We start from the raw sequence: 14,779 nt of genomic DNA on the forward strand, positions 1-14,779 counted from the left end.
ACCATGTCCACAGAACTGCGTCTCACCGTCCTGGGTTGCGCCACGCCGTACCCCACCGTCGACAACCCCTGCTCCGGCTACCTCGTATCCAGTGGCGACACCCGCATATGGGTGGACGCGGGCACGGGGACACTGGCCCCGCTGCAACGTCATGTCCGGCTCGGCGAACTGGACGCGATCTGGATCTCGCATCTGCACGCTGACCACAGCGCGGACCTGCTCACCGCCTACTACGGCGCGCTCTTCGCGGACATCCGGCTCGCCGCGCCCATCCCCCTGTACGGCCCACCCGGTATCGCCGACCGGCTCGCACACTTCCTCACCAACACCTCAGAGCGCAGCCCGGTCGAGTCCGCCTTCGCCATCGACGAACTGCACGACGGACACCAGGTGCGCGTCGGCGCGCTCACCCTCACCAGCCGCGCGGTGGCGCACGGCATCCCGGCCTTCGCCCTGCGTGCCGAGGCCGACGGCAGGTCGCTGGTCTACTCCGGGGACACCGCTCCGTGCCCCAGCCTCACCAGCCTGGCCGAGGGCTGCGATGTGCTGCTGTGCGAGGCCGAGAGCGCGGAGCGGCCGAGCTCGGGGGAACAGGTCCACCACACGCCCGAAGACACGGGCGACACCGCCCGCGCGGCCGGGGCGGGACGGTTGATCGTCACTCATGTCGGCCGCTTCCTCACCCCGCAGCAGGCGGTGGCCCGGGCCTCGGCCCGTTTCACCGGTCCCGTCGACTACGCCGCACCCGGCGCCACGTTTGTGGTCGGCTGACTCGCCCGCGCCGCGGACCGCAGCTTCGCTGCGCGTTGCGAGTGGGCGCGCTCCGCTTCGCTTCGCCTGCGCCTATACACCGTCTCGCGGCATTCGGCTCGGGCGAGCGCGGGTTTCGTCTCGGACCCTCCGGGTCCAAAGCGCCAGCGAGAAGGGGGAAAGGGGGCGGCTGGCCCGTTGTCCCGATTCCTCGGCCCGGCGGGCTGCTGAGCTCAAAGAGGCTCCGCTGCGCTCCGCCGCAGCTGCTGCCGCGCAGTGGCCAAGCCCGTCAGCCCAGCGGTGCGCTCGGCTGGGGGCGCGCGAGCGCGACGAACGGGCCGGCGACCACTGAACGGCATGGTCCGGACGCCGCGTGCGGGCATCGTCTCGCGCCTTCGGCGCACAGCGGCCAGCAGCGGGGAAGGAGAGAGGGAGCGCCGGGGCATCGTCGCCGTCCAGCCCAAGGGGTGGTCACCGGCTGGTGGGCGGGGAGACGGCGGATGGTCGCCCGAAGCGGTGGGCGCCGGTCCGGTTCAGGCCCTCCCCCCACCTGCTCTTAAAAAAATGCTTGCTCTGCATCAAGTACTGCATCAAACGTTTTTCTAAGAGCAGGTGGGGGGAGAGGCGATCCCGTCCCCCGGTGCCCGCCCATCCGTCGCGCTCCCGCGCCCCCGGTCCAGCGCACCGCTGGTCCCCTTGCCCGGCCACCGCGCGGCAGCAGCTGCGGCGGAGCGCAGCGGAGCCTCTTTGAGCTCAGCCACCCACCGGGCCGAGGAAGCGCGACAACGGGCCAGCCGCCCCCTTCCCCCTTCTCGCCGGCGCTTTGGACCCGGAGGGTCCGAGACGAAACCCACACCCGCCTGAGCCGAATGCCGCGAGACGGCGCACAGGCGCAGGCGAAGCGAAGCGCAGCCAACGCGCAACGCTGCGATGCGGAGCGCTCAAGCCGCGATGCCGAAGGCATCGCGGGGCGTCGGCGCGAGTTCGAACCAGAGCAGCTTGCCGCTGGTCCCGAAGAGCTCGTCGGCGAGGACGTAGCCACCCCAGTTGTCCGCGCAGATCCGTACGATGAGCAGCCCGCGCCCGTACGTGGCCTGGGTGTTCGCAGCGGCTTCGGCGAGGGCGGCCGAGCGGTCGAAGAGGGCCGGTGGCTTGTCGAACGGCGGTGGGATATCGGGGTTGGTGTCCCAAATGCTGACGCGGAGACGGCCCTCTTCGACGGCCCGAATGCGCATCTCCGCCGGGCCGGTGGTGTGGCGATAGGCGTTGGTGACCATTTCGCTGGTCACGAGCGTGGCTGAGTCGGTGAGTTCACCCATGTCGTGCCTGGCGAGGACGGCCCGCAGGGTGGTCCGGGCGATGGCTGCGGCGCGTGGGTCATGGGGCAGGCGGAGGGAGTACGACCAGGGGTTTTCCAGATCCTCCGGGGATACGGTCGGCACGGAAGTCTCCTGTCTGGAGGTGGAGTTGGCACCCCCAACGGTACGGCGCTCGATGGCCTATATTCCACCTGGCCGAGGAAATAAGGGCCAAGTTGCCCTGTGTGGGTGACAGGTGCACACTGTGTGCCGACCTGGAGGAAGAACCATGCCGTCGAGCAACACCCCGACACTGCGTCAGCAGCGACTCGGCGCTGAGCTGCGCAAACTACGGGAGCGCGCAGGGCTGTCGACCACTGCGGCCGCCTCACTTCTTGGCGTCAATCAGTCCCGCATCAGCAATATCGAGGCCGGACGGTACGCCGTGGGCGCCGATCGCGTCCGCGCCATGGCCCGCAACTACACCTGCGCTGATGGGCGGCTTGTCGAGGTGTTGGCCGGCATGACCGGAGGTCGCACCCGAGGCTGGTGGGAGGAGTACCGGGACATACTCGTCCCCGGCTTGCTCGACCTCGCTGAACTGGAGCATCACGCCACGGCGCTGCGCATCGCGTCGGTGGTCCATATGCCCGGCGTGCTGCAGACGACACAACACGCGCGCACCATCTTCAGCGAGGCCATTCCGCCCCTCGCCGGCTACGAGGTGGAGCACCGGGTCTCGTTCCGTATCAAGCGGCAGGCGGTCCTCTACGGGGACCGGCCGACCCCGCTGACCGCGATCCTCCACGAAGCCGCCCTGCGCATGGGTTTCGGCGGACCGGAGACGACCCGGGAACAGCTTGTACACCTCGTCGAGATGAGCGAACACGAGCACATCAGCATCCTGGTGATCCCTTTCGGGGGCGGCACCTTCCCCGGCTCCGGGCAGCCCATCGTCTACGCTCACGGCCCGGTACCGCAGCTCGATACCGTGCAGTTGGACACGGATCACGGGTGCGAGTTCATCGACGCGGAGGCCAAGTTGGTGATGTACCGCTCCGTGCTGGAGCGGATGGAAAGCTGTGCCTTGGAGCCCGCGAAGTCGCGCGATCTGATTCACGGCATCTCACAGGACATCTGAGAGGGAACGCATGCCCACACTCCGCTGGCGGAAGTCCTCGTACAGCTCCCAAGGAGCCAACTGCCTCTACGTCTCCTCCACCGCCGACGCCACCATCCGGCTCCGCGAGAGCGACGCCCCCGACACCATCCTCACCACCACCCCCACCGCCCTGCGCTCCCTCATACGCAGCGCCAAGGCCGGCCACCTCGACCACATCGGCAAGGTGTGAGCCAAAAACACACTTTGCCTTCTCTTTACAACCCGCTCCACCGCCCCCTCGTCTCTCCGCTCGATCCGTAACTCAGCCCGCCGCGTACCCGTACACGTACCGGCCGGGCGGACCGACGAGAGAGAGCGATCCCATGCGCCGAACCGTCCTCAGTGCCGTGGCACTCGCGTGCACCGCCGTGCTGGCGAGCACGGTGCCCGCGTTCGCCGACGAGGCGACCCCGGTCCCGAGCAAGACCCCGGCCACCAGCGTCCCGTCCCCCCGCGAGGAGCCGACCAAGGCCCGGGAAACCCCCGCGCCCGCCACCGCCGTCCCGACTCCCCGCGACGAATCGCGCCAGAAGCCGGCCGACCCCCAGGTCCGCGCGGTGCCGAAGGGCGCGCCGAACACCGGGGTGGCGGAGGAGTCCTCGGATTCCGGGGTCGGCGCCGGGCTGATCGGCGGCGGCGCTGCCGGCGTGCTCGTCGCGGGTGGCGCGGCGGTGTTCGTCGTACGTCGCCGGCGGGCGACCGGGGCATGACCCTGGTCTCCAGGCGCGCGTTCGCCACTGCGGCGATGGCCTCGCTGCTCGTGGGGTGCGGCGGCGGCCACCAGGCCAAACAGGCCAACCAGGCCGCGCAGGACGCACGGACCGGCGGACACTCCGGGAGCACGCCGCCGCCTTCTTCGAACCCCGTGAAGGCGGCGCGTGCCCTTGGGCGTTCGGTCCCGGTCAGGCTGCTGATCCCGGCCATCGGGGTGGACACCTCGGTCATGCGGCTGGGGTTGGCGGCGGACGGGACTGTGCAGGTGCCCCCGATCGCGGCGCACGACCGGGCGGGTTGGTACCGGCACTCGCCGACCCCGGGGCAGGTCGGCCCGTCGGTCATCCTCGGCCATGTCACGGTCGGCGCCTACGGGGACGGGGTTTTCCGTCACCTCTCGCGGCTGAACCGGGGAGACAGGATCGAGGCGCGCCTGGAGAACGGCAAGACGGCGGTGTTCACCGTCAGCTCCGTACGGACGGTCGCCAAGGCGGACTTCCCGGCGGACGACGTCTACGGGAACGTGGACCGGCCGGAGCTGCGGCTGATCACATGTGGCGGCCCCCGCAGCGGCGACGCGTACCGCGACAACGTGATCGTCTTCGCCGCGCTGAGCTCCACCAGCCCCTGACCCGCCACCCCTGACGCACCCACCCCCCACTGGATCCCGGGCCGATGGAGCGTACGCCCGACGGAACGTATGCCGACGGAAACGTACGCCCACGGCCCGGGATCCCTCCCGACACGTGCCGCCACGGCAATGGAGAGTGTTGAAACGGTCCCGTGACAAGGCGGCGTCCGAGCTGTTCGCCGCCCTCTATCCGCGCCTCGCCGGCTGGTGCCGCCGGCTCGTCGACGACGACGAGACGGCCCACGAGATCGCCTCGGAGGCGTTCACCCGGCTCTGGGCCCGCTGGACCTCCGTGGAGGAACCCCGTGGCTTCCTCTACGTCACCGTGGCCAACCTCGTCCGGGACCACTGGCGCAAGCTGGAGCGCGAGCGCAAGGCCCTGCGCCGCGCCACCGCGGAAGCCGCCACCCGCCCCCACGCCGAACAGGCCGACCCGTCGGTGCGCCTGCTCGTGCAGTCCCTGCCGGAACGGCTGCGCGTCCCGATCCTGCTGCACTACTACGCTGACATGCCGGTCCGGGAGGTGTCCGTACTGACCGGGCGCAAGGAAGGAACCGTCAAGGCCGACCTCCACGCAGCCCGCGAACTGCTCCGCGCCCACTTGAGGAGAAGCCTTGACCACACGCCTTGACGACGGCTCGGAGTACGAACCCGACGACCCCCTCACGGTGATCCTGCGCCCCACCACCGACCACCTGAGCCCGCCCCCCGGCCGATACGAGACCATCCGCCGCACCGCCGCCCGCCGCCGACTGCTCCGTACCGCGGCCGGAGTCGGCCTGGCCTGCGCCGCCGCGGCTCTCGTCGCGCTGCCGCTCAACCTGGTGACACGCGAGACACACGAGTCACCCGCGCCCCCGACGGTCCCCCTCGTCCCGCCGGCCACGAGCGGTCGTACCGCACACCCGACCCCGACGCCGAAGCCGCCGACCCCGACGGCCACCGCCACCCCGTCGGAGTCACCCGGGCGCGTCAGGCCCCGCCCCACCCAGCGGCCCGGGCCCGCCGAATCCACCCACGTACCGTCGGCGACACCGATCTCGCCGCGCGACGAGCCGTCGAAACAGCGGACCGGCCCCGTCGACGAACCCAAGAGGAATGCTCAGTGATCCACGGCACCACCGGCGTCAGCCCGCACACCCACCGCCGTACCTTCAGCTGACATGCGGGAGACTGCCGGTATGGACATCACGATCAGGCGGGCGCGGGACGAGGAGCTGGACGAGGTCGGCGAGCTCACCGCGCAGGCGTACCTCGGGGACGGGCTGCTGGAGTTCGGCGAGAGCGACGGGTATCTGGCCCAGCTGCGCGACGCGCGACGGCGCGCCGAGCTGGCGGAGCTGCTGGTCGCGGCGGACGCGGAGAGCGATGAGGTACTGGGCACGGTGGCCTTCGCGGTGTACGGCGGGGCTTACGTGGATCTGGCGCGTCCGGGCGAGGGGGAGTTCCGGATGCTGGCCGTACGGCCCGAGGCGCGGCGGCGCGGGGCGGCGGAGGCGCTGGTGCGGGCGTGTCTGGACCGGGCGCGGGAGCTGGGCCTGGAGCGGATCGTGATCTCCAGCCAGCAGAAGATGGCCGCCGCGCACCGGCTGTACGGGCGGCTGGGTTTCGTACGGGCCCCGGAGCGGGACTGGGAGCCGGTACCGGGGATCACCCTGTGGGCGTTCACCGTGGAGGTGTGAGGGCGAGGCGGGACGCGGCTCCCGACCAGTCACGCTGATGCGCCGGAGAGCAGCCACCGCCAGCGTCGGCGCTCCGTGACGAGTGTGATGACGGCCATCAGGGTCACCGGGCCCGCCGCCCACGCGGGCCAGGCCAGCCACGAGGAAGCCACGGCCGCGGCGAGCTGGAGAAGCACCAGAAGGATCGTGACCCAGCCCGGTACCGCGATGATCACCTTCGCCTTGTCACCCGGGGTGGAGAAGCACGTGGGAAGACCGATCAGGAGCACCACGGACAGGGCGGCAAGCAGCCACGAGTGGCCGAGCAGCGCCCAGGGAGTCGCCACCCAGGCGACGAGTTCCACCGCGAAGCGCAGAACGGACGCGGTGCGGTCGTCGGGTCGCGTCGAAATCGTATCCCCAGCAGCGTCGATCACCTGCGGACGGTCTCACGGCCCGCGCCCAACGGCCAAGAGCCGGGGCGCGATGCTCTGAGGGTCCCGAGGGCCCCCTGATCCGGCAGGTCGGGGAGCCGGGCCCCGCTGCTCACACAGCGGGACCGAACCCGAGACCTTCGTGGAACTTCTAGTTGTTCTCGCACTTCTTGGTGTCCTTGTTGATGTCGATGATCTCGTTGATGTGCCCGAATTTGTACTTTCCTTGGGTCATTCCCTGGAAGGTGACGCACTTGTACATGGGCGTCGACCCGTCGTTGTAAAACACGAAGGCAGCGGTGATGCGCGTGCCTCCCAGGCAGTGGTTGTTGTAGTACACCGTGGTGGTCGTCCAGCCGGTCTTCCACGAGAAGTTGACCCGCGCATTGGACTCATTGCACTTGATGCTGTCCTTCCCCGACTTCGGCGGGGCGGCCTGTGCCGCCGATGGGGTCGGGGCGGCCGCCGCGAACGCCGGGGCGGACATCAGACCGAAGGTGAGGCCGGCGGCGGCGAGGGTGGCTCCGGCGGATATGAGAGTGCGCATCAATTCCCCCAAGGGTGGTCGCACATCACTGCACGAGTGATCGTTCCAGGGTGGTCGCGATCACTAAAGGCTCCCGGCCCGGCGGGCGTCAAGCCCCGGGCGCTGCGGCCTCGTCACGCGCCCGACAGAGACGGCGCGGCGGGCGCATTCGCCCGCCGCGCTTCTCTCCATTCATTTCCGGATTTCTTTCCGGGTCGGCTTTCCGGATCAGCCGGACTCGTCCCAAGGGTCCACCCCGGCCGCCATGAGACGGGCTTCCTCTCTCACGCCGAGGAAACGGGGCGAGGCATTGCCCCACAGGCCGGTGTCACTGATCGGGCAGTCGTCGAACTCCGCGTGGAAGAGGCCGAGCAGGAACTCGGCCATGCCGCAGTCGTAGAGGTTCCAACCGCCACCGTGCCGGGCCCACACCGCGACCGGCCACCGCTGGGGGTCCGAGTCCTCGGTCAGCCAGCACAGGGTGTCCGCGGCCGCGGTCAGCCCCCATACGAGCATGTCCTCGGCTCGGTGCCGCCGACCCAGATGGGAAGGGTTCCACTGCCGCCACTCCGGGGCTTCCAGGACGCGGGGCGACAGCCGTGACACGGGCATCACCGCCGGCACCTCCGGGTCCGGGCTCAGCACGATGAGCATCCCGTCGATCGTCCCGGCCCCGTAGCGGGCCAGGAACCGGCGGAAGTCCTCGGGCAGGGTGGTGCCCAGACGCTCCTCGACCGCTGTCCAGTCCACGGTGTCTCCCGCGTCCGCTTGCGGATCCATCAGCTCGCCCAGCCGGCGCAGCGCCCATTCGGTCCGCGCGTTGTCGTCCATACGCCTCCTCCCGGAGCGTTCGGTCACTTTTCGCCCGCCACGGGTACGGGCTTCCCGTCTTCTGTGAAGAGGCCCAGGTTGACGTAGTACTTGTACTTGTTGCTGTAGATCATGTTGGGCACGACCTCGTCGAGCACCAGCCCCGGCTTGCCGTCGGCCGTGATGCCCAGTGCCGTCATCTCGTAGGAGACGGGTACGGTCCGCGGGCCGGAGTACTGCGGCGTCACCTGGTAACGGACGATCTGGTCACCGTCTATTGCCTTCTTGACCTTGTCCTCGAAGGTCGTCATGGGCTCCGGGAGGCCCGGGTCGTCGGGGGTGTTGGGGTTCGCGTTGGCGGCGCGGGAACACGTGGAGATGTTCCGGAGGTCCAGGCCGTCGCCGGTCAGTTGCTTGGCCAGCAGATGGCAGGCGTTGCGCCAGTACTGGTGAGACGTGTTCCCGAGTTCGTACGTTTTCGCCACCGCCCATTGGTAGGCGGGAGGCTTGACCTCTTTGGTTTTCGTCGCTGTCCCCGCGTTTGCCGGGTCGTTGACGAACGCCTTGTCCAGGCAGGCCACCATCGGGGTCGCCCGGTCCCCGTTGGCGGTGTCGAGGTCGCCGTACTTCCGCCAGCCCCTGCCGTCGACTCGGCAGTCCGGCACCTGCGGCTTGTACTGCCGCTCGAACGGGTTCTTCTTGATCTTCTCCAGCAGCTCCCGGTACTTGGTGAGGGAGTTCCGGGCGTTCGAGACCTTGGTGGTGTACTTGGGCAGCTCACGGCTGACCTTGGTGACGGCCTTGGCGACCTGACCCGACTTGCGGATCGCGGTGATGATGCCGCTGAGGTTGGCCGCGGTCGACAGACAGCTCGCGACCTTTCCGACGTCGACGCTCAGCTCGGTGCCGATGGACAGGCACTCCACGGCGTCCTCGGCCCCGAGGAGATCTAGGAGGATCTTCCCGCCGTTGTCCTTCAGCCAGTCGGTGACGTCGGTCTCGGTCAGCGTCCTGGCCTCGCGGTACTCCTCCACACAGCTCCCGCACTCCTGCCGGAGCGTCTCCTCGTCCCGCTGCTCCTGGAGCATCTGCGCGGGCCCGCCGGCGTACGACCACTCCCCGTCGCCGCCGCGCCGGAAGACCGCGGACCGGTCGGGGGTCAGACCGTAGAGGTGATCGTCACTGGCGGCGAAGGCCGCGCCGGGGCTGCCGACGTGCTTCCACGGCCTGTCCTTGCCGTCGTACTGGAAGATGTGGCCGTCGGCGGGGCTGGTGGCGAACAGCCCCGCGCCCGCCGCGTACAGATCCTGGGCGGGGCCACCGATGCGCTTCCAGGGCTTGCCCTTGCCGTCGTACTCGGTCACCGCGGAGCGGTCGGGGGTCAGGCCGTAGAGGTGATCGTCGCTGACGGCGAAGGCCGCGCCGGGGCCACCAGCCTCGGTCCACTGGTCGGGGTCACCGTCGTACTTGTAGATGTTTCCGTTGTCCGGGCGTGTGGCGAAGAGCCCGGCTGCGCCCGCGTAGACGTCCTTGGCGGGACCGCCGATCCGATCCCAGGCCGTTCCCTTGTGTGACCACTCGTAGACGGCGCTGTGGTCGGCGGCGACGCGGTAGACGTGGTCGCCCGTCACCTCCAGGCCGGCTGACGGCTCGCCGATCTCGGTCCACTGGCCCGAGTCCTCGTCGTACTTGTGGACGCGGCCGGTGTCGGGGTGGAGGGTGAAGACGCCCGCACGTCCCGCCCGGATGGTCTCGGCGGGCCCGCCGATCCTCACCCACTCGGTGTCCCCGTCCCGCTTCCACACACTGCCGTGATCGGGGGCGAGGGCGTACACGCCGTCCTTGGCCGTGACGGCCAGCTCGCGCCCGTACGCACTGCCGGTGGCATTCGCGGCATCCGCCTGCGGTGGGCCCTCCTCCGGTGGCGCGGCCTCCTCCGGCGCCGGGGGCGCGGTGGAATCCGCGGGCGTCGGCTGGGCGGGGGACGGCTCGGCCGCGGCCTTCACCGGGGCGCCCAGCGCGGTCCAGCCGGTGCCCTCACCGCTCCATCGGTGGACGCCGCTGCCGTCGGGGGCCAGGCCGTAGACGCCGCGGTCGCCGACGGCGAACGAGGCGCCCGGCCCGCCGGTCTCGGTCCACTGGTCCGGTGTGCCGTCGTACCGGAACAGCTTCCCCGTGTCGGGATTAGTGGCGAAGAGACCGGCACCGCCGACGTAGATGTCCTTGGCGGCGCCGCCGATCTTGATCCACGTGCGGTTGTCCGGCGACCATTCGTTCACGGCGGCGCCGTCCGGGGTGATGCCGTAGACGCGGTCCGCCCCGACGGCGAACGAGGCACCCGGCCCGCCGATCTCGGTCCACTGGTCCGGTGTGCCGTCGTACCGGAACAGCTTCCCCGTGTCGGGATTGGTGGCGAACAGGCCGGCACCGCCCACGTAGATGTCCTTGGCGGCGCCGCCGATCTTGGACCACGTGCGGTTGTCCGGCGACCATTCGCTCACGGCGGCGCCGTCCGGGGTGATGCCGTAGACACGGTCCGCCCCGACGGCGAACGAGGCACCCGGCCCGCCGATCTCGGTCCACTGGTCCGGTGTGCCGTCGTACCGGAACAGGTTCCCGGTGTCCGGATTGGTCGCGAACAGACCGGCACCGCCCACGTAGATGTCCTTGGTGCGGCCGCCGATCCGGTTCCAGGCTGCGGCGTCACCCTGTCGTTCGTAGACCGCGGAGTGGTCGGCGGCCAGCGCGTAGACGCGGTCCGCGTCCGCCACGACCGAGGTCAGGGGCACGGGTTGGGGCGATTCGTCGGCGCGGGCGGGCGCCGCGGTGAGCAGGCTCGCGACGACGGCCCCGGCCAGTAAGGCGCCGATGCGCCGCAGCGCGGTCGGCCGACCGCGGCCCCGGTGCGGGAGAAAAGACATGTGACCTCCCAAAAGGAGTTGGAGACGGTGAAGAGAGGACGAGGGCGTCAGCGGGCGGCGGGGGCGCCGATACGGGCCCAGGCCGTGCCGTGGCCGGTCCACTGGTGGACCGCGGTGCGGTCCGGGGAGAGGCCGTAGAGGCGGTTGCCCACGACGGCGAAGGTGGTTCCGGGGCCGCCGACCTTGGTCCAGGACTGGGGGCGGTTCTCGTACGCGTAGATCCGGCCGGTGTCGGGATTGGTGGCGAACAGCCCGGCGCCACCCCCGTAGATCTCCCCGGCCGGTCCGCCGACGCGCTTCCAGGTGGTGCCACTACCGGCCCACTGATAGACCGCGCCGCGATCCGGGGACAGGCCGTACAGCCGGTTCCCGGCGATCGCGAAGGAGCCTCCCGGCCCGCCGATACGGCTCCACCGGCCGGGCCTGGCGCCGTACCGGTAGAGGTCACCGGTGTCGGGGTCGGCGGCGAACAGGCCGAGCTTGCCCGCGTAGATGTCCTCGGCGGGCCCGCCGATACGCGTCCAGGCGGTGCCCCGGCCGGTCCACTGATAGACCGCGCTGTGGTCGGGGGACAGACCGTAGAGGCGGTTGCTGGTGACGGCGAAGGTGGCGCCGGGGCCGCCGATCCGGGTCCAGGAGTCGGGGCGGCCGTTGTACTTGTAGATCCGCCCGTTGTCCGGGTTGGTGGCGAACAGCCCCAGCTCGCCCGCGTAGATCTCCCCGGCCGGACCGCCGATGCGCCGCCAGCCGCCCTGGCCGCCGCGCCACTCGTACACCGCGCTGTGGTCCGCGGCGAGGGCGTAGAGCCGGCTGTGGCCGGCGAGGGAGACGAGGGCGGTCGTGGCAGCGGTCCGGGGCTTGGCCGGAACCGCCTTGCGGTTGGGCGGAGTGGCCTTCGGCGGGGCGGTCTTGGACGGGGCGGTCTTGGACGGGGCGGTCTTGGGCGGGGCGGTCTTGGGCGGCCGGGCCGTGGCGGTCGGGGCGGGCGTACGGGAGGGGGCCGTCGGAGTCCGTGAGGCCTCCGGGGTCGGCGGGGCCGGGGTCGGCGGGGTGGGGGAGTCGACGACATGGAGGTAGCGGCGGGCGGTGTAGCTGCTGAGCGGATGCCCGGCGAGCCGCCCGGACCTGAGGTTCCCGATGTCCTTGCTGGTGGGCCGGGAGCGGCTGCTCTGCTGGTAGTAGCTGAAGGTGCCGCGCTGCTGGTCGATCCAGCCGCCGAAGATCACCACATGCTGGGGGGAGTTGAGGATGTCGCCGGGCTTCAGGTCGCTGATGCGGATCGCCGTCGACACACTGGGCAGGGAGTGGGTCGACAGGCTGCTCCTGAGCTGCCAGGCCATCGACACATACCCGGAGCAGTCCTGCCGGTAGGACATTCCGGTGGCCTCGTCCGGCCACCAGCTGAACGGCGCGCTGGTGCCGTTGGCGCTGTAGGGCACCTTGCGGTTCACCCAGGCCTGGGCGCGCTGGATGATCTGCTGGCGGGTCACCTTGGCGCCCGGGGCGGCGTGACCCCCGAGACGCCCGGTTTCGGTGACCGTCTGAGAGGTGGCCCGGGCGCTGTCGGCCTGGACCGGGACGGATGCCACGGCGGTGGCGGCGAGCGCGGCCCCGATCAGGCCGTACGCGCCGCGCAGCGCCACTGTGCGGAAGGGGAAACGGGACAACGGTGTCTCCTCCGGTGAGTCATGGAACGTGGAGACCACCGTGCGAACCGGAGGAATTGGCCACCCGACGGCAGCGGCGACGTCGCAGGTCAGGGGGGTGGTGAAGAGTGGACAACGCCATTTGTCCACGGACAAAGGCCCCCGCCCCCGGGATCTGCGGATGGTCCGGGAGCAGGGGCCCTGTGGGGGCGGCGGGCCGCGGTCGGCTCAGTTGGTGTTGTTGGCGTGGGTCAGGGTCTCCCAGGCCACGAAGAGGTTGTTGGTGCCGGCGGGGCGCTGTTGTTCGGTGAGCTTCTGGGTGTTGTCCATGGGGTAGCCGAGGCGGTTGTGCAGGGCGTTGAACCCGACCTCGGTGATCGGGCCCAGGCCGCGCTTGACCGTCCCGCCGCACAGCCAGGAGGGCGGGGCCGTGCCCAGCTCGTACTTGGACTGGAAGCCCAGCGCCTGGCGGAGACGTTCGCCGACCTGGGGGTAAAGATCCTCACCCTGGATGCGCGAGGTCTCCGCGATATGCGAGATGGCGGAGATGCCGTATCCGGTGTGGGTGAAGTCCCGGCAGGTCTCCTGGGTCAGCCCGGTCACGAACGTGGACTGGCCCTGCCAGTACTTGACGATCTTGTCCTTGGTGTCCAGGCCGCTGCCCGGCACGGTCTTGGGCAGCGCGCCGTCGGATTCGAGGTAGACGTACGCCTGGGTGCGGTTCAGATAGCGGGCGACCGCCTTGTCGTAGCTGGTGCGGTCGTCGAGGAAGACGGAGATGCCGACGGCGGCCTCCATCATGGACAGCTCCCAGTTGCCGTTGCTGTTGGAGCCGTTGATGACCTTGGGGAGGTAGACGTCGCGCAGCATCGTCGCGAAGCGGTTGACGTTGGGCCAGCTGGTGTAGCTGTAGCGGATGATCTCCGCGGCGCGCGGCCACACGGATCCGGCCCAGCCGGTCTGCAGGGGTGCGTTGCTGTTGGTGTGGTCTTTGATCGTGGCCGACCAGGCGTCCATGATCTCGATCGCCTTCTTCGCGTAGCGATCGTCGCGGGTGACGTACCAGGCGAGCGCGTGGGTGTACGCGGCGATGGCGTCCTGCCGCTCATCGGTGCAGCCGTAGTTGGGGTCGGAATACGGGCCGCACTCCACCACTGCCCGCGGCTTAGGCGTGTACGACAGCGAGCCGTACTTGCTCGCCATCATCTGGTCGTGCGCGCCTTTCCACGGCGCCGCGCCCGCCTGCACCTTGCCTCGTATGAAGTCGAGTTGGGAGCTGCCGACCAGGACGCCGGGGTGGGTGAACGCGGCCTGGGCCCGGGTCTGGGCCCGGGTCTGGGCCTGCGCCGGGCCGACGAGGGCCCCGGCCAGGCAGGCGGCTGACAGGGCGGCGGCGGTGAGCGTGAGGACCTTTCGGTTGTGGGGGGTTCGCGGGTGGGTCGATCGGTCAGGAGTTGCAGGCATGGGGGGTTCCCTTCCGGCGGCAGATGCCCGGGCATCTGTTTGTGGACCCGAATACCGATCACATATGTGATGAGTGGGCGCGGGGGAGAAGATAGGTATAGACCAAGCCGCCGTCAAGAGACCTGACACCCGCCGCCGGTGGCCATACGATGCGTTCACCCGACCACACCTCTCCCTCACGGCGGCGTCCATGAGCAACGCGTACTCGCCCATCCCCGAGCTCAACCTCCTCAAGGAGTTCGACGACAAGTTCGGGGCGGAGGGCTACGCCGACGGCTTCGAACTGCGCGACTACGACGACAAGAAGTGGCTCGATGGCTGGCTGCGCGATCCGGAGAACCCCGACCATGCCGAGTTCTTCGACGGTCTGATCCCCTTCGCGGATGCCACCGGCAGTGGTTCGGTCTACGCGCTGTGGCGGTGCGACGACCGGTCCGACCTCGCCGACCTCCCCGTCGTGTTCCTCGGCGACGAGGGCGACGTCTGGGTCCACGCGAGCAATCTACGAGAGCTGTTCCGGCTGCTTCCCATCGAACGCGACATGGCGTACGAGGACGAGGACCTGGACGAGCTCTTCCCCGCGCGTCAGGAATACCTCGCCTGGCTGAACCGGAACTTCGGCCTCGCCCCGCCCGACGAAGACGAGGAAGAAGCCCTGTTCAAGGCGGCCATGGAGGCATTCGCCCCGCAGTTCGGCACATGGCTGGGGCGGTTCACGGGCGAAGGCGTGGTCGAGGACATGCTCCGGATATCGCTCTGAGG

Annotated in this window: 16 protein-coding genes; 9 read left to right on the plus strand and 7 right to left on the minus strand. The window is 70.0% G+C overall.

The genetic code is table 11. The features are described 5' to 3' along the window. Positions 1-3: 3 nt before the first annotated feature. Positions 4-771, plus strand: a complete 768-nt coding sequence (locus tag ACH4U7_RS27015; RefSeq protein WP_398530420.1) for an MBL fold metallo-hydrolase — start codon at positions 4-6, stop codon at positions 769-771. Positions 772-1,691: 920 nt separating this feature from the next. On the opposite strand, the gene ACH4U7_RS27020 is transcribed toward ACH4U7_RS27015, so the two are convergent. Further along, positions 1,692-2,192 carry an ATP-binding protein gene (locus tag ACH4U7_RS27020; RefSeq protein WP_398530421.1) on the minus strand — a complete coding sequence of 167 codons (501 nt, stop codon included), beginning with the start codon at positions 2,190-2,192 and terminating at the stop codon, positions 1,692-1,694. A gap of 145 nt (positions 2,193-2,337) precedes the next feature. On the opposite strand from ACH4U7_RS27020, the gene ACH4U7_RS27025 reads away from it, so the two are divergent. The 7 genes from ACH4U7_RS27025 (at position 2,338) to ACH4U7_RS27055 (ending at position 6,237) form a co-directional block, all read left to right on the plus strand. After that, positions 2,338-3,189 (plus strand): helix-turn-helix domain-containing protein, encoded by an 852-nt coding sequence (locus ACH4U7_RS27025; RefSeq protein WP_398530422.1) that lies wholly within the window; start codon positions 2,338-2,340, stop codon positions 3,187-3,189. A 10-nt stretch (positions 3,190-3,199) separates the two neighbouring features. Continuing rightward, on the plus strand, positions 3,200-3,400 hold the full coding sequence (locus tag ACH4U7_RS27030; protein WP_398530423.1) for a DUF397 domain-containing protein: 201 nt from the start codon (positions 3,200-3,202) through the stop codon (positions 3,398-3,400). A 133-nt stretch (positions 3,401-3,533) separates the two neighbouring features. Further along, entirely contained in the window at positions 3,534-3,920 is a 387-nt protein-coding gene (locus ACH4U7_RS27035; RefSeq protein WP_398530424.1) for a sortase-dependent protein, read from the plus strand. After that, complete coding sequence (locus ACH4U7_RS27040) at positions 3,917-4,555, plus strand: class F sortase (protein ID WP_398530425.1); 639 nt, start codon at positions 3,917-3,919, stop codon at positions 4,553-4,555. The genes ACH4U7_RS27035 and ACH4U7_RS27040 overlap by 4 nt, the downstream gene beginning before the upstream one ends. A gap of 139 nt (positions 4,556-4,694) precedes the next feature. Next, complete coding sequence (locus ACH4U7_RS27045; protein ID WP_398530426.1) at positions 4,695-5,186, plus strand: RNA polymerase sigma factor; 492 nt, start codon at positions 4,695-4,697, stop codon at positions 5,184-5,186. Continuing rightward, the gene (locus ACH4U7_RS27050) at positions 5,170-5,664 is read left to right on the plus strand and encodes a hypothetical protein (RefSeq protein ID WP_398530427.1); all 495 of its coding nucleotides are present in this window, start codon (positions 5,170-5,172) and stop codon (positions 5,662-5,664) included. The genes ACH4U7_RS27045 and ACH4U7_RS27050 overlap by 17 nt, the downstream gene beginning before the upstream one ends. A gap of 72 nt (positions 5,665-5,736) precedes the next feature. Then, on the plus strand, positions 5,737-6,237 hold the full coding sequence (locus ACH4U7_RS27055; protein ID WP_398530661.1) for a GNAT family N-acetyltransferase: 501 nt from the start codon (positions 5,737-5,739) through the stop codon (positions 6,235-6,237). A gap of 29 nt (positions 6,238-6,266) precedes the next feature. On the opposite strand, the gene ACH4U7_RS27060 is transcribed toward ACH4U7_RS27055, so the two are convergent. From ACH4U7_RS27060 to ACH4U7_RS27085, 6 genes are all read right to left on the minus strand, one after another. After that, entirely contained in the window at positions 6,267-6,653 is a 387-nt protein-coding gene (locus ACH4U7_RS27060; protein WP_398530428.1) for a hypothetical protein, read from the minus strand. Positions 6,654-6,801: 148 nt separating this feature from the next. After that, positions 6,802-7,197 (minus strand): hypothetical protein, encoded by a 396-nt coding sequence (locus ACH4U7_RS27065; RefSeq protein ID WP_398530429.1) that lies wholly within the window; start codon positions 7,195-7,197, stop codon positions 6,802-6,804. A 207-nt stretch (positions 7,198-7,404) separates the two neighbouring features. Then, positions 7,405-8,007: an SMI1/KNR4 family protein gene (locus ACH4U7_RS27070; protein WP_398530430.1), complete on the minus strand. Its 603-nt coding sequence runs from the start codon at positions 8,005-8,007 to the stop codon at positions 7,405-7,407. Between the two features lie 23 nt (positions 8,008-8,030). Continuing rightward, the gene (locus ACH4U7_RS27075) at positions 8,031-10,907 is read right to left on the minus strand and encodes a tectonin domain-containing protein (protein ID WP_398530431.1); all 2,877 of its coding nucleotides are present in this window, start codon (positions 10,905-10,907) and stop codon (positions 8,031-8,033) included. A 47-nt stretch (positions 10,908-10,954) separates the two neighbouring features. Continuing rightward, positions 10,955-12,574, minus strand: coding sequence for a hypothetical protein (locus tag ACH4U7_RS27080; protein ID WP_398530432.1), 1,620 nt, complete (start codon positions 12,572-12,574; stop codon positions 10,955-10,957). 207 nt (positions 12,575-12,781) lie between these two features. Next, positions 12,782-14,017 carry an alginate lyase family protein gene (locus ACH4U7_RS27085; protein ID WP_398530433.1) on the minus strand — a complete coding sequence of 412 codons (1,236 nt, stop codon included), beginning with the start codon at positions 14,015-14,017 and terminating at the stop codon, positions 12,782-12,784. A gap of 190 nt (positions 14,018-14,207) precedes the next feature. Here ACH4U7_RS27085 and ACH4U7_RS27090 point away from each other — a divergent pair, with 190 nt between their 5' ends. Continuing rightward, complete coding sequence (locus tag ACH4U7_RS27090; RefSeq protein WP_398530434.1) at positions 14,208-14,777, plus strand: hypothetical protein; 570 nt, start codon at positions 14,208-14,210, stop codon at positions 14,775-14,777. Positions 14,778-14,779: the final 2 nt, after the last annotated feature.

It is taken from the genome of Streptomyces sp. NPDC020845 (genome assembly GCF_044334165.1).
Classification (GTDB): Bacteria; Actinomycetota; Actinomycetes; order Streptomycetales; family Streptomycetaceae; genus Streptomyces.

Coding starts and splice junctions, on each gene's coding strand:
- ACH4U7_RS27015 (WP_398530420.1), top strand. CDS start 4: ATGTCCACAGAACTGCGTCTCACCGTCCTGGGTTGCGCCACGCCGTAC.
- ACH4U7_RS27025 (WP_398530422.1), top strand. CDS start 2,338: ATGCCGTCGAGCAACACCCCGACACTGCGTCAGCAGCGACTCGGCGCT.
- ACH4U7_RS27030 (WP_398530423.1), top strand. CDS start 3,200: ATGCCCACACTCCGCTGGCGGAAGTCCTCGTACAGCTCCCAAGGAGCC.
- ACH4U7_RS27035 (WP_398530424.1), top strand. CDS start 3,534: ATGCGCCGAACCGTCCTCAGTGCCGTGGCACTCGCGTGCACCGCCGTG.
- ACH4U7_RS27040 (WP_398530425.1), top strand. CDS start 3,917: ATGACCCTGGTCTCCAGGCGCGCGTTCGCCACTGCGGCGATGGCCTCG.
- ACH4U7_RS27055 (WP_398530661.1), top strand. CDS start 5,737: ATGGACATCACGATCAGGCGGGCGCGGGACGAGGAGCTGGACGAGGTC.
- ACH4U7_RS27065 (WP_398530429.1), bottom strand. CDS start 7,197: ATGCGCACTCTCATATCCGCCGGAGCCACCCTCGCCGCCGCCGGCCTC.
- ACH4U7_RS27070 (WP_398530430.1), bottom strand. CDS start 8,007: ATGGACGACAACGCGCGGACCGAATGGGCGCTGCGCCGGCTGGGCGAG.
- ACH4U7_RS27075 (WP_398530431.1), bottom strand. CDS start 10,907: ATGTCTTTTCTCCCGCACCGGGGCCGCGGTCGGCCGACCGCGCTGCGG.
- ACH4U7_RS27085 (WP_398530433.1), bottom strand. CDS start 14,017: ATGCCTGCAACTCCTGACCGATCGACCCACCCGCGAACCCCCCACAAC.
- ACH4U7_RS27090 (WP_398530434.1), top strand. CDS start 14,208: ATGAGCAACGCGTACTCGCCCATCCCCGAGCTCAACCTCCTCAAGGAG.